Genomic DNA, 17,494 nt, shown 5'->3' with positions numbered 1-17,494 from the left:
TTGTGTCCCTGGAGTTTCCTTTAATGTTAATATTAACTGATTTAAAAATAGCCCTTGTTACTATTAAATTCCTTCCAATGATTAAGGAAGGAATTTATAGTTCAATTATACATGTTCCTTTTGATTGTTTATATGCATATCGTATTTTGACCAAAACTATATGCAAATGAGGTGAAAAAATGCCCATTACGAATCGATTTTCTACCACTACTAACGGGGCACTTGCGATTACAGGGAACACACTAGGTTTAAGTAAAATTAGTAACCAAAACCGTGCTGGTACAATCGGGGCAATTGGTGCATTCGTAACTACGAATACCGCTTTACAAGTACCTACTTTTCCTGCTGGTACAACGTTAAACTATACACAAAATAGTTCTACCGCTGTATTAAATATCCCTGCTGGTAGTACGATTCTTTACGCAGAACTCGTTTGGGGTGGAAACTATTTATCTCGTGATCAAAACATTACGAGTGTTTTAGGAAACCCTGTTTCTTTTACTACACCTGTTTCAACATACCCAATTACCCCTTCGGCTGTTACAGCTTCAAATCAAACTTTCGTTTCTGGATCTGTCACATTTGGATTCTATACACGTTCTGCAGATGTAACATCTCTCGTTCAAGCTGCTGGATCTGGCTCTTATACAACTGGCTCTGTCCCTGGACTTGTTGATCCTTTAGATGCTTCTAATGGGGCTATCAATTCTTCTGGATGGACGCTCATTGTCGCTTATCAAAATGGGACATTGCCAGCAAGAAACTTAACCATTTATGTAGCGGGTAACCGTGTTTCTGCTGATACCGGTAGTGCAGATGTAGCTGTTTCAGGATTTTTAACACCTTCCGGAGGACCTGTAAGCGGACGATTATTTTTGAGTTCTACCGAAGGGGATGCTGATTTAATTGGGGATCAGGCTCTATTCGGACCAAATTTCAGTTCATTAAACGCTTTATCCGGACCAAATAATGCCATAAATAATTTCTTCGGTTCCCAAATTAATAATGCTGCAGGAAACTTAGATACAACAGGGACATTTGGAACGCGAAATCAAAGTGCTTCTTCAGGTACAAACATCTCTGCAGGAAGACAAGGCTGGGACATTACTTCCATTGATATTTCTCCCTATTTAACAAATTCTCAAGTATCTGCCGCAATCCGTTTAACAACTAACGGAGATGCATACATGTTAAATACAGTCGGTTTACAAATTAATATAAACTCACCTAATATACAAGCAACGAAAAGCGTGAATAAAAGTGTAGCTACAATTGGAGACATTCTCACTTATACAGTTACTATCCCTAATACCGGACTTCTTCCCGCCAATAACGTTATTTTGACAGACATTCTCCCTAATGGGACTTCCTTTATACCTGGCACTGTAATGGTAGATAACATACCACAAACAAATGCAAATCCTGCCGCTGGTATATCTCTTGGAACAATCAATAATGGTGCTTCTCGTACAGTAACTTTCCAAGCGACTGTCGTTTCTCTGCCAAATCCAAATCCGATTTCTAACACTGCTAATATTACATTTCAATATACACCAATCGCCGGTGGAACGACCTTTAACGGTCTTGCAACAAGCAACTCTGCTGGAACACAAGTTAACCTCGCAGATATTAATGGCACAAAATCAGTTAATAAACTTTTTACCGATATTGGTGAAACGCTAACTTACAGTATTGCCTTAGCTAATATAGGAAATATCGCTGCAACAAATGTTATATATACGGACCCGATTCCTAGCGGGACTACTTTCATTCCAGGGAGCGTAACTGTGAACGGAGTTACCCAAGCTGGCGCAAATCCCGCTACTGGTATATCAATTGGATCTATTGCTGCTAATTCTACGACTACGGTTTCATTTCAAGTATTCGTTCCTTCTATCCCGCAAACAAATCCCATATTAAATAGTGGTACAACAACTTATCAATACATTCCTGTGCCAAATCAACCGGCAGTAAGCGGGACTGATACGACGAATATTGTCTCCACTCAAGTGAATAATGCTACTGTAACAATGACGAAAGCAGTAGATAAAAATTTTGCAGATATTGGTGATATACTAACGTACACCGTTTCCTTTACAGGTACAGGTAATACGAATGCAAACAATGTTATTTTTACAGATGTCATTCCTACTGGAACAACTTTTGTTCTCAACAGTGTAACAATTGATGGCACGACACAAGTGGGCGCAAATCCCGCTAACGGTGTGAACATTGGATCCATCCCAACTGGTACAACAAAAAATGTTTCATTTCAAGTAGTAGTAAATACAATACCCGCGTCAAACGTCGTATTTAATGGATCAAGCGCTTCTTATCAATATACCGTCAACCCTAGCCAATCACCAGTTACAAAAAACATTTCTTCTAATCTCGTTTCCACTCAAATTAATAATGCGAATGTAACATTAACAAAATCAACTAACAAACAATTTGCCACAATTGGCGAAACGATAAGTTATACAATCCTTATTACAAACAGTGGAAATACAGCTGCAACTAACGTACAGCTAACAGATTCACTTCCAAATGGAACGATATTAACACCAGGTTCGGTAACACTCAACGGTGTTTTACAAAATGTAGATTCACTCGTTTTCGTACCTATTGGTACAATACCAGGAGGAGCTACTTTCACCTTATCCTTTCAAGTAACAGTCATCAATATTACGACCCAAAATCCTATCATTAATAACGCCTTCGCTTCTTATCTATATACTGTAAATCCAAGTTTGCCACCGACTTCAAAAACAGCAAATTCTAATTCTGTTACATCAACAATTAGACTAGCAAATCTCCATGCTAATAAATCTGTAGATAAAACGTTTGCGGAAGTTGGTGATGTATTAACTTACACCTTTGCTCTTACTAACGATGGAAATGTTGCAGCGAACAATGTATTACTATCTGATTCAATTGCGAATGGAACCGCTTTTGTCCCAAACAGCGTTATAGTTAACAGTGTTACTCAGCCAGGCGTTACACCAGCTAGCATCAATATTGGTAGCATCAATGCTAATACTACAATTACAGCTTCATTCCAAGTAGTAATCACTAGCATTCCAAATCCAAACCCTATTTCAAATAGCGCTTCCATCTCCTATAACTTTATCGTTGATCCAAACACTTCACCTGTAAGTAAGAACACTACTTCAACCACTACATTTACTCAAGTAAACGATGCAAATGTCATTTCAGCCAAAACAGTGGATCGAGCGTTCGCTACCGTAGGGGATATATTAACTTATACTGTTACTTTGACGAATGCAGGAAGTGTTTCTGCTGATAGCCCTACTTTCGTAGATACGAATCCAGACGGTACTACCTTTATTCCAAATACTTTTCTTATTAATGGTGTACTTCAAAATAACGCAGATCCAAATATAGGTGTTCCACTACCTTCCATTGCTGCTAATGGCTCACTTACTGTCTCTTATCAAGTAACCGTCACCTCTTTACCAACACAAAATCCAACATTAAATTCATCTAGTACACAGTATAGCTTTATTCTAAATCCGGGCGATCCACCAACTATAGAAACATCTGTAAGTAACACTGTAAGTACACAAATTAATTTAGCAAATGTAGTGATTGTCAAAGAAGTAGATTTAACTATCGCCGATGTCGGGCAACCAATCACATATACAATTTCTTTAGCTAATCTTGGCAATACTACAGCAAATAATGTTATTGTTACCGATATAATCCCTAATGGCTCCACTATCGTACCAAATAGTATTTTTATAGGTGGTACTTTACAACAAGGTGCAGACCCTAGTACCGGTCTTCAAGTCGGCTCCATTCCTTCAGGTGGTTTTACAACGATTGTTTTTCAAATAAGTGCAAATAGTTTACCTTCACCAAATCCAGTTCAAAATAGCGCTGCACTTCAATATAGCTTTATCGCAGATCCAAGTTTACCTGCCGTTGTCAGAAACGCTACTAGCAATATAGTAACGACGCAAATTAATACTGCTAATATTGTTGCCACAAAACTAACAAGTACAAATTTCGCTGATGTTGGCGCTGTCATAACGTATGCAACAATTTTAACAAATAACGGCAATATCCCTGCTTCTAACGTAACGTTTACAGATATCATTCCAGCTGGTACCATCTTCCTTCCTAATACTGTAACGATTAACGGTGTCCCTATAGCAAATGCAAACCCTGCTAATGGCATTTTAATTGGGACGATAGGAGCGAATTCATCACGTACTGTTGCATTCCAAGTTTCTGTACCAACTATTCCTAGTCCAAATCCGATTACGAATCAATCGAGCACTACATTCCAATACACATACGACGCATCCAAATCAGTTGTAACGCAGATGGTGGCCTCTAACACCGTACAGACAACTATTAATAACGCTACGATTGCCGCTGTAAAATCGGCAGATAAACACTTTGCTAACGTAAATGATATTATTACGTATACAACTACTTTAACGAATAACGGGAACACACTTGCATCAAATGTAATTTTTACAGATGTAATTCCAAACGGAACATCATTTATTCCTAATAGTGTAACAGTAAATGGGAATACACTCCCTAATACAAATCCAGCAAGTGGGATTGCAATTGATCCAATAAACCCTAATACAAGTGCAACAATCTCATTTCAAGTAATAGTAAATTCCATTCCTAGTCCAAATCCAATCCCGAACCAAAGCAATACAGCGTACCAATATGTCATAGATCCTAACTTACCTCCAGCGTCCGCCAATGCGTTAAGTAACGTAATAACAACTCAAATTAATAACGCTACAATCGTCGCTACGAAGTCAGTGAATACACCGACAGCTGCAATTGGGGATATCGTTACTTATACGATTGCAGTTACGAACACAGGGAATATCCCTGCTAGCGCTACAGTTTTAACAGATGGACTCGGTGCAGGCGCCTCATTTGTGCCAAACTCTGTAACTATCGATAATATTCCGCAGCCAGGGTTAGATCCATCACTTGGTATTCACTTAGCAGATATTCCCCCAGGAGATACTGTATTCATTACTTTTCAAGCACAAATTTTAGCGATACCACCTAGTGGCACATTAACAAATAATGCTCTTGTAAATTATGAATATACCGTAAATCCAAACCAATCACCCGCTGTTGGTAGTACAGTTACGAATACGACGGTTACGCCAATTATTGATGCAACTCTTTCTATAAATAAAACTGTCAATTCAAGATTTGCTACTATTGGAGATACACTGACTTTCACTGCTATCATTACTAATTCCGGTAATACTACCGCAAACAATGTTATTTTTACAGATGTAATTCCAAATGGTACATCATTTATTCCAAACAGTTTTACGGTAAATGGAACAACTATTCCTAATGCAAATCCACAAAATGGTATCAATATTGGCAACTTGAATTCAAATGCATCTGCTACACTCAGTTTTCAAGTAAACATTACATCACTCCCAAATCCGAATCCAATCCCAAACCAATCATCGCTTCAATATAGCTTTATTGTAGGTATAAATGAACCGCCAGTTTCACGAACAGTTCAATCTAATAAAACTTTTACACAAGTAAATACTGCTTCCGTTATCGCAACAAAAACTGCAAGCAGTGCATTTGCTGCTGTTGGAGATACAATTACGTATACAACTACCCTCACCAATAGCGGAAATACTACCGCAAACACACCTGTTTTTATCGATATATTACCACCTGAACTTTCATTCGTTCCTGATAGCGTACAAATTAATACCATCCCACAACTTGGATTTAGACCAGATAGCGGGATTTCTTTAGACTCAATTCCAGTTGGAGGAACGACAACAATTAGCTTTCAAGCTATCGTTGGCTCAATACCAGTTACAAATCCAACTTTGAACCAGTCTAGCACGACATACTCGATCATTGTTGATCCTACCCAGCCGCCGGTGACAGAAACAGCTACAAGTAATCCAACTTTAGTTCAAATTAACGAAGCGATTATTCAAGCAACGAAAAGTGTGGATCGACTATTTTCTGACGTAGCACCTGGAAATTCATTTTTAACGTATACTGTTTTATTGGAGAATATAGGAAACACAACTGCTACGAATATCATTTTTACAGATCCGATTCCAAATAATACAGTGTTTATAGCGGATAGCGTTCGAGTAGGCGGGGTTTTATTACCTGGGGTAAATCCAGCGAATGGGGTACCAATTGGGGATATTATTGCAGGAGATTTTACAAACATTACCTTCCGCGTGCAAGTAGTTAGCATTCCAAATCCAATTTTCACAATTGGACCTGGGGGGCCAAACTCACCAGTTGTAAATGGCGCTTCTATTGATTATCAATTTATGACAGGACCTAATTTACCACTCGTTTCAAGAAGTACGACATCCAATCCGGTTTCGACACAAATAAATTCCGGAGAAATTACACTTGTTAAATCTGTAGATAAAACTTTCGCAACAATTGGCGATACAATTTCTTATACGATTACATTAAGTAACCCTGGAAATGTTACTTCACAAAATATAATTTTCACAGATATTTTACCTGACGGAACGACATTCATATCTGGCACTCTTACAAACGATTCTGGTACACAGCAGATCGGAAATCCAGCTAACGGGATTCAGATTGGAAATATAAATCCAAACGGAACGGCTGTGATTACTCTCAACGTACTTGTTACAAATATTCCAAGTATAAATCCAATTTCTAATTCTAGTTCTGTACAATTTTCACATGTGGTCGACCCTAGCCAACCTTCCGTATCACAAATGAATGTATCTAATGCTGTTTCGACAACTATTAATAGTGCAATTTTAACAACCCAAAAAAGTGCTGATAAATCTATCGTTTCAGTTGGAGATACGATTACGTATACAACTACTATTACAAATACAGGAAATACAGCCGCTACGAATATTACTTTCACAAGCGCTATTCCAGCTAGCATTACCTTTATACCAAATTCATTCACGATAAATGGCGTTCAGCAGTCTGGTGCACAACCAGCACTGGGAGTAACTATACCAAATATCGCACCGGGTGAAACAGTAACTGTTACTTTCCAAGTAAATGTTATTTCTGTTCCCCCTTCAAATTCGATTATGGGTAATGACACAATTTTATATTCTTATACTGTCGATCCAAACGGAACTCCTATTACAACTTCTATTTCAACAAATATCGTTACAAACCCGGTACTAGATGCTATGATAACGATGGTGAAATCTGTAGATCAAACACTTGTAACACTAGGTGATACCATTACCTATACGACAATTTTAACGAATAGCGGTAATACAAACGCTACGAATATTACTTTCACTGACCTCATACCAGATGGTACGACGTTTATAACTGATAGCGTTACAATAGATGGCATCACACAAATCGGGCTCAACCCTAATACAGGTATTACAATTGGATTAATTGCTCCTAACAGCTCAATATCTATAGCATTTCAAGTTACCGCTACTTCTACACCAGCCCAAAATCCTATTGCCAATTCCGCTACTGCTTCTTACACATTTATCGCTGATCCTAATGCCCCTATTGTTTCAAGGACCGTTACTTCAAACACAGTGTTCACTACGATTAATACAGCTACCATTCTTTCATTAAAACAAGTCGATAAATCCTTTAGTCGTATTGGAGACACACTCACTTATACTGTCGCTTTAACAAACAATGGAAACTCATCTGCGCAAAATGTTATATTCACAGATACCGTACCGAGCGGAACAGCATTTATTGCAGACACATTTTCTATTAATGGAATTCTTCAAAGTGGTGCAAATCCAGTGAACGGTGTAAATATCGGAACTATAACAGCTGGGACTACAGTAACAATTTCGTTCCAAGTTACTGTAACGTCATTACCAACTGAAAACCCCATTGTAAATTTCTCATCAACATCGTACCAATTAGTCTCACCGCCTGATGCAGAAACTTCAATTAGCAATCCTGTTTCAACGCAAATTAAAGAAGCACTATTATCCATGACGAAAAATGAAAGTGTATCCTTTGCAGATATCGGGCAAACTGCTTTTTACACTACTTCTATTTCGAATATAGGAAATACAGATGCAACTAATATTGTATTCACAGATGTATTACCAAATGGAGTCACATTTGTTCCTAACACATTAACTGTCGATGGTGTTTTACAACCTGACGCGAATCCAAATACAGGTGTATTACTTGCAACACTTCCGCCTAATGAAATATATAGTATCGTCTTTCAAGTTACAGTGAACAGCATTCCCCCTATTAATCCAGCACCAAATACAGCATCAACAACATATGAGTTTACTGTTGATCCTGTTAATCCTCCAGTATTAAGTGCGGCTACTTCCAACACTACGCTTCTTCAAATAAACAACGCGAATATTATAAGTACAAAAACAACAGATCTTACTTTTGCGGATGTTGGTAATACAATAACATTTACACTTAACCTCCCGAATACAGGGAATGTGACTGCAACTGATGTTACCGTTATCGATACGCTTGATAGCAATTTAACTTTTGTTCCAAACAGTTTCACAGTTAATGGGCAAACCATTCCAAATGCTGATTTATCTACTGGTGTAAATATCGGTTCAATTAACGGTGGTACTGCAGCAATTATCACATTCCAAGCTACCGTTACAACCCTACCAATCAACAACCCTATTTCTAATTCAGCTCTTACCACTTATCGTTATATTGTTGATCCAGACCAGTCACCTATTACAACTTCCAATCAATCTAATACAACGACAACACAAATTAATAGTGCTATTCTTACTGCACAAAAAAATTCAAATGTGTCAACAGTAGATATTGGGCAAGATATCATCTACTCCGTTACAATTACAAATAGCGGAAATGTTAATGCAACGAATGTTATTTTTACCGACGTTATTCCAGACGGAACTTCCTTTGAACCAAATAGTTTTACACTTAATGGAACTATTATCGAAAATGCAAACACCATTACAGGTGTCCCAATTGGTGATATCGCGCCAAACGAATCTGCCATTGTAGAATTTCATATTACTTCAAATGAAATCCCGGCTATTAATCCAATTACGAATCAAGCTAGCGTTAGCTTTCAGCATATCGTTAATCCAGATAATCCTCCTGTTTCAAAAAACATTACTTCAAATAGTGTTATCACAACAATTGAAAGTGCTATTTTAACTACTACTAAAATCGGTGATAAAGCTTTTGCAACGATTGGTGATACAATTACGTATACAACTACAATTACGAATACTGGAAATATCCCTGCCAATAACGTTATTTTCTCAGACCCGATACCATCGTGGACACAATTTGTTGCCGGATCCGTTATTGTTGATGGCACTCCATTACCATCCACTTCTATTACCAGCGGTATTGGCATAAATACGATCATTCCAAATCAAACTGTAACAATCATATTCCAAGTTCAAATCGTAAGCAATCCATCAACATTCACACCTGAACTCCAAAACTTAGCATTTGTTAACTTCCAATATAACGTAGGCAATGCATTACAGGCTCAGCCTGGCAATGTGGAAACGAACGTCTTCGTTACTTCTATTCATTCAGCAATACTTTCAGCTGTAAAAACTGCTAGTACAGCCTTTGCGAATATTGGAGACACGATCACTTATACAGTTTTAATACAAAATAGCGGCAGTACAAACGCTACGAATGTAAATTTCTCAGACCTCATTCCAGCTGGAACGACCTTTATTGAAAATAGTTTTGCCGTAAATGGAAGTACCATTCCAGGTGCAAATCCAAATAACGGAGTTAATATCGGAACCGTTAGTACGAACAGTTCCTTAACCGTTACTTTCCAAGTCATAGTTACATCTACTCCGCCTTCAAACCCAATTACAAACGTTGCATCCGTTCAATACGAATTTCTTGTTGATCCGACTTCTCCTCCTGTTACAGGCACAATTACTTCTAATAGTGCTTCTACACAAATTAATAATGCTACTGTTACAACGGTTTTAGAAGCAAATCGAACAATTGTATCTATCGGAGATATAATTACGTATACAGCAACATTAACAAACACTGGAAACTTCCCTGCAAACTCGGTATTACTCATTAACGGTGTTCCTGAAGGGGCATTATTTGTTCCCAATAGTGTTACGCTTAACGGAATTTCACTTCCAGATGCAAGTCCAACTCTCGGTATTCCAGTTGGCATTATCGCACCAGGTGATTCTGCTACAATTACGTTCCAATTTCTTGCAAACTCTATTCCGCCACAAGGAGCAATTATAAATCAAGCACTTACAAGTTACACATATATTGTCGATCCAAGTCAACCTCCAGTTACAGCAACATCTTCATCTAATACGGTTAATACAGCTGTCGTTGATGCATCACTATCTGTAATTAAAAATACAGATTCCCTCGTACAGTCTACTGACGGTACAATCACTTACACTGTAGTCGTTCAAAATAACGGGAATACAACTGCAAATACAGTTACTTTAACAGATTTGGTCCCAGAGGGAACTGCATTTATTCCGGATAGTGTGACCATTAATGGTGTTTCAGCTCCAGGTACTGATCCAAACGTAGGGATCTCATTAAACTCCATTGCACCTTCGGAAATCGTCACCGTCACATTCCAAGTTATCGTTCAATCCATTCCAAGCGTGAATCCAATTTCTAATATAGCTCGTATTGACTATACTTTTATCGCTGATCCAACTGCTCCTATCATCTCTCGAACAATTACGTCTAATCCAGCTTTCACACAAATTTCGGATGCGAATGTTCTTTCTTTAAAAGCAGTCAATGCACAACAAGCAACAACAGGTGATATTTTGACCTATACGATAACGCTAGAAAATACCGGAAATATTCCAGCTACGAATCTCATATTTTCAGATACGCTTCCAGAAGGGACTACATTCGTAGACAATAGTTTTACACTTAACGGAACAACTATACTTGGTGCCAATCCAAATGTAGGTGTTACTTTGCCTAACCTAGCAGCAAACGCTACTCACCTTATTGCTTTCCAAGTTCTTATTAACGATCCATTCTCGCAACAATCGATTACAAATCAATCTAATACAACATATACAATTCAACCAGATCCAGGGCAACCGCCTATTACTGAAACATCTACAAGTAATATTGTCATTACAAATTTCGTGCAAGCACAATTAACAATTACAAAAACGTCCAATCCAATAACTGTAGATATTGGCGGAACTATACTTTATATTTCTGAAGTGAAAAATAGCGGCAATGTTGACGCAATAAATATTATTTTTACAGATTCGATTCCAGTTGGGACTACATTCGTTCTCGACAGTGTCACAATTAACGGTGTACTTCAGCCTGATGCAAATCCCGAAAACGGAATACCAATTGGAAAGATTCCACCAAACAGTTCCAAAACAATACTATTTCAAGTACAAACAAATAATCCACCTACTGAAACCGAAATTGTAAATCAATCTTCAGTAACTTACCAATATATAAGTATTCCTACAGCTCCACCAGTGAATCGCTCTGCAAATTCTAACATTGTTACAACATCACTTCAAAATGCGAATATTATTTCCGTTAAAAGCGCAGATGTAACTTTCGTCTCCATCGGGCAATTTATTACCTACACAAATACACTACAAAATATCGGAACGGTTCCAGCTAACAATACGGTGTTCATTGACAACATTCCAGAAGGGACAATATTCATTGAAGATAGCTTATCAATAAATAATGTCATTCAGCCTGGTACGAATCCTGAAAATGGAGTAACTCTCGGCACGATACAACCAGATGAAACAGTCACTATTTCATTCCAAGTACAACTTACAAATATACCTGAAGACAATACAGTCATTAACATCTCAGACACTTCATATGAATACCAAATTGACCCTAGTTCTCCAATTATTCAGCGTAGATCATTATCAAATACAGTAAACACGGAAGTCCGTACAGCAAATGTTAGTGCAATTAAATCTGCTAACAGATCCATTACACGCATCGGTCAAATTATCACATATACCATCGCAGTTACAAATGCTGGTACAGTACCTATTACAAATACTCTCCTAATTGACGCAATCGCTGCTGGCACCACATTCGTTCCAGATAGCATTCTTGTAGATGGCATACCAAGACCTAACGAAAATCCAAGTACCGGAATCTCACTTAATATTATCCTTCCAAACAATACAATTATCGTTACATTCCAAGTAAATGTAGACTCGATACCTTCTCAAAATAACATGAATAATATCGCCGTCATCCACTATGAGTATCAGCCAGACCAAAGCTTACCACCAATTTCAGAAACGACATCTTCCAATACTACAAATATACAATTTATTGATGCCATTCTTATCGCTACAAAATCCGCTAATACAGTATTAGCTAATATTGATGAAACTATTGAATATACAGTACTCATTCAAAATAACGGATCCACTACAACTAACTCCATCTTTTTTACTGATATTATAGAAGATGGAACAGTATTTATTTCGGGGAGTGTAACAGTTAACAACACTGTACTTCCTGCAGCAGATCCGAATATCGGCTTTTCCATCCCGAATATCACATCAGGTCAAGTAGCTACAATAACATTCCAAGTTTCGGTTACGAATTTACCTGCTGCAAACCCAACACCTAATACTGCAAACATCGTCTACGACTTTATTTTCAACCCTGACTTTGCACCAATTCAAAAATCGACTACTTCCAACACTACTTTCGTTCAAATTAATGATGCTGATATCGTTTCACTTAAAACTGTTGATTTGACTTCTGTAACAATTGGTGATGTTTTAACTTATACAACAACTTTAACAAATACAGGGAATACGGATGCTACTGCTCTTGTATTTACAGACAATATTCCTGGTGGAACAACCTTTATAGACGGTAGCGTTTTAGTAAATAACATTCCGCAGCTTAATGCCAATCCAAGTACCGGTATATTGTTAGGAACGATTGCTCCTAACATTTCTATCCCAGTCACATTTTCTGTTACTGTCGTAGCGCTTCCAGCTAGTGGTCGTATTCAAAATCAATCCACTTCTCGTTATACAATTAATAGCGAAGAACAAATATCAACTAGTAATATTACCTTCACTGAAGTTATTTCTGCTAATATAATTGCAACAAAAACAACGCCTATCCAATACGCTGACCTACAAACGATTATCCCTTACACTATTTCCATCACAAACAATGGGAATATACAAGTGGAAAATATTATCGTTACAGATATCATCCCAGCAAATACGAGCTTTATAGAGAATAGTGTTATTGTGAATGGAAGCGCTCGTCCAAATGATAATCCACTTAGCGGGATACAACTTGATAACATTCCGCCTAATACGACAGCAACTATTCTATTCCAAGTACGGGTTACTTCAATTCCGCAAACAAATCCAATCTCTAATACGAGTACAATTGAATACCAATACACGTTACCAAACCAGCCGCCTATTACCGAAACTATTATTTCATCAGCTGCCGTAACAACAATTAATCATGCGACTTTGAATAGTAATAAAACTGTTGACCTTGCATTTGCAACGGTTGGTGATGCGTTAACGTATACGATTACACTAAATCAAACCGGTAATGTTGCAGTAAATGATGTAATCATTCAAGATATTATTCCTCAAGGTACTACGTTTATAGAAAATAGCGTCATTGTAAACGGAGAAACTCTTCCAGGAGTGAATCCAGTAAGCGGCATACCAATTGGTACTATAATTGTAGATGGAGATGCTATCGTTTCATTCCAAGTAACTGTGACTACTATTCCAACACCAAATGAACTAAACAACAACGCAATTACTACTTTTAACTATATAGTCAACCCAAATAACGTACCCGTTACAAATACGACTACAACAAATACCGTCACAACTACTGTCCAAAATGATAATGTCATTGCCATAAAATCTGTTGATGTAACGAATGCCTTACCTGCTCAAACTTTAACGTATACAATTACGATTATGAATAGCGTTAATGTAACGATTGAAGACCTTCTTGTTATAGACACCATACCAATAGATACGACTTTTGTTGCTGGTAGTGTTACGATTAACGGAATCAATCAGCCTAATGAGAATCCGGAAAATGGTATTACGTTAGGAAATCTTGCTCATAATGACTCTGTCATTATTACGTTCCAAGTGACAATATCTTCTTCTACTCTTCAACCTACAATTAATAACGATGCTACTGTTTCCTATACCGTTATCATTGATCCAGATGAACCACCTATTACAATTACAAAGCAAACAAATACCGTTACAACAACATTAATCGAGCCAATAATTAACATTGAGAAAACAGCAGACAAATCTATCGTCGTTATAGGAGATGTTATTACATTCACATTAGAGGTATTTAATGATTCCACAATTCCGACAATTAGTACTTCTGTTATAGACACAATTCCAGCTGGTACAACATTTATAGAAAACAGCGTAACTATTAACGGTACTTCGGTTCCAAATGTTCGTCCAGACACTGGTATTAATATTGGTTCTTTATCTGCAGGTACAGTAGCAACTATAACATTTCAAGTCCTCGTAACTTCTATTCCTTCAAACAGTACAATTATAAATTCTGCAACAGTTACCGCTGCTTTTCAATTGACACCACAGGATCCAATTATTACTTTCATTGTTAATTCAAATATTGTTCGTATACCAGTTCAATTTATAACTACAACAGTCACGAAAAATGCTTCCGTCAGCTCAGCTTATTTAAATCAATATTTTGATTACACGGTACGCATTACAAATACTTCCAAAATTTCACTCTCAAATATTTCGTTACAAGATACTATTCCAGCAGGTTTACAATTTATAAACGGCACTGTCTTTATTAACGGTGAACGCTCTCCACTAGCGAATCCGAATATCGGTTTCCTAGTTGCCACTAATTTAGAGCCAAACGAAACAATTATCGTGTTATTCACAGTACAAGTAATAAGTCCACCTGTTAATAATGAGTTTAAAAATACGGCCAATATTTCGTTACAACTTCAAGTCTCGCCTACCGATCCACCAATTACAGTAACCGTTACAAGTAACGAGAACATCGTCACCTTTGTTCCAGAAAATCCAGATGAAACACTTCCAAATTTAAATTGCTTCTTTGACGGTGAACGCTTCATTCGCATTACTCCTCGAAATATAAGAAATTACCTTTGGGCTTGGATTTGGTGGCAGTAATTAAATAAAAAATAAAAAGCTTGTAATTTGGATGTTATCCAAATTACAAGCTTTTTTGACATGGTACCTCTAGTTACTTAATCTATTTCAAACCTCTGATAAAAAATTATTCAGTCAATTTTTTAGTTGAAAAGAAAATATTAAGAAAAGTAAAAGGTGAAATTGAAAGAAAAGTGTAAAAGCTTGTTCACTTATATAATTTATGTAAGAAATACAGGTAATGTATATGAAGCAATCGAAGTTATGAAAATAAAATATATAATACGGGGTATAGCTAGTATTGATATTTGGCAGCTAATATCTAATTCGGTAACCAATCAAATTAACTCATTTTACTTTCTTGGGTAAAGCTGAACCTGAATGTTCAATTATTGAATGAACATGAACATTAATTTGGGCATCACTAAAATAATTTTCGCCTTGATCCCAATTCTTACGTATTTTCTTCCATTTTTTATAATTATGCCGCTTATATACTTCTCCTAACGCTAATACATCTACCTTATATTTTTTTTGAACAAGCTTTATTGATTTTTGAATCCTTTGTTCCACCTCTTTTGAAATATCCTTCGTTAAGCGTTTTTCATTCATGAATTTTTTATGATCACTAAAATGCAACTCCGCTAAAGCACCTTCGAGAAATAGATGAATATCAAACTTCGGTTTTGTAGTATTTTCAGTAAATACCTGTATTTTTCGGTGTAGCTTATGAATTTCATATGTAATAAGCTGGTCCTTTTTACGTATGGTAAAATAACCTCCTAATTTTTCACCGATTATAAAGTTTATTCCCACTGTCTGTTCGCCGTTTAACATTCCAACACACTTGTTATCCTTCCCACGAAACAACGCAGCCCCATCCATTTCTATCCCCTGTTTTGTAGGTTTTAAGACAGGTAGTACAAAACTTCGGTTTGAAATTATCTTTTCCTGCACGTCACCAATTCTTGCTGCCTCAACCATCTGAGCATTTTTAGGAGGGTGTTCAGCTAGCATATCAATATACTGTGCCGGTAAATTTTCTGGTTTTGCATTTTGTTTCAAGATTGCTTCTGCATTTTTCTCAGAAACAAATAGACGAATATTTCTTCTCATTTCATGATCTCGAATGTATACATCTAACGTATTTTGTAAAACATTTGGATTCGATAGTAATTCTTCAGAAAAAATGATTACTTGTATATGTGGAAAAAATAAAGTACGACTAATCTTTTTAGCGATTATTCGTATTTGTTCAAACACACTATCTCCTTTTGCACTCACATCAATATAATTATTCCCTGCGCCTTTTCCACCTTCTTGCGTTAACTTACTGGGAAGTACCATTTGATACGTCCCTTTCATAATTGGATTAGATTTCTTTTCCTTAACAATATCGTAAGCGGCACCTACTACAAAGCCTCTTTCTTCTATCTCCGCTAACTCAGAGCAACCGCTGATAGCCCCAGCTATAAGCGCAATTGTTATAACTTTAAAAAGACATTTCATTTCCACCATTCCTTCATTTTATCTTATATACAATAAAAATTAGTAAAGGCGCTAACACAATAAATCTCATATCAAATCACTTAAAATCCAAATAAGCCCACTGTGTGAAAAGAAAGTTTGGATAGCGATATCTCGAGGCATAGAAGATGCACCTATACATCACTGGTTGAAGATGCCACAAAAAACAAGTTCCCAACATCTAAGTTTTTCATCTCTATACTCAAATGATTTCAATTATTTTTGCTTCTCAAGATTCATTATAGAACCTTTATTTTTTTGATTAACTTAACAATTAATCTTCATGTAATTAAAAAGATAGATTATTGATTTTTATGAAAGGAAAAGATGTTTATGACACTACATGGACGTTCAGAATATTTACTGAAAGAATGAATGAAAAAATTACACTGTAAGAATAAATTTAATTTTGTGTTTTTTGAAGACAGCAGATGCAACGGACCTGAAGGTAGCTGTTTTAAGATGGGTGGTGAATTCGAACTTTTATTACAAAGAGCAGCTAAATTAGATCCCTTGTTTATTATTCATGGAGGAGACAAGGTTTATACAGTAGAAAAGAAATATGTATAACACTAAACAAAATCATTATCCCTAAAAACAAAATATACGGATTAAATAATTATAAAGTAGACTATTTAGAAAAATAATTATATCTTACCCGGCTTAATCCTATTTTAGCAATGCATGCGCAACCTAATATAGGGGTAGCGTCAGGAAAATGCGGATTTACAACGTTAAGGAATTCAATATAAAAAAGCCTAATTTCTCGGTGTTGC

2 protein-coding genes are annotated in these 17,494 nt (G+C 36.7%); one reads left to right on the top strand and one right to left on the bottom strand.

The genetic code is table 11. The features are described from left to right. Positions 1-179 precede the first annotated feature (179 nt). Positions 180-15,212: a beta strand repeat-containing protein gene (locus PDQ68_RS23325; protein ID WP_270787004.1), complete on the top strand. Its 15,033-nt coding sequence runs from the start codon at positions 180-182 to the stop codon at positions 15,210-15,212. A gap of 327 nt (positions 15,213-15,539) precedes the next feature. Here the strand turns inward: PDQ68_RS23325 and PDQ68_RS23320 are convergent, their stop codons facing one another. Beyond that, positions 15,540-16,700 (bottom strand): Ger(x)C family spore germination protein, encoded by a 1,161-nt coding sequence (locus PDQ68_RS23320; RefSeq protein WP_000649885.1) that lies wholly within the window; start codon positions 16,698-16,700, stop codon positions 15,540-15,542. Positions 16,701-17,494: the final 794 nt, after the last annotated feature.

This window comes from Bacillus cereus group sp. Bc010 (assembly GCF_027716745.1).
In the GTDB taxonomy this organism is placed as follows: Bacteria; Bacillota; Bacilli; order Bacillales; family Bacillaceae_G; genus Bacillus_A; species Bacillus_A pacificus.
The sequence above is the reverse complement of the archived record's forward strand: the minus strand, read 5'-3'. Positions and strand labels throughout refer to the sequence as shown.

Bases quoted from the DNA above. Each gene is read 5' to 3' on its own strand.
- PDQ68_RS23325 (WP_270787004.1), top strand. From the start codon at position 180: ATGCCCATTACGAATCGATTTTCTACCACTACTAACGGGGCACTTGCG.
- PDQ68_RS23320 (WP_000649885.1), bottom strand. From the start codon at position 16,700: ATGAAATGTCTTTTTAAAGTTATAACAATTGCGCTTATAGCTGGGGCT.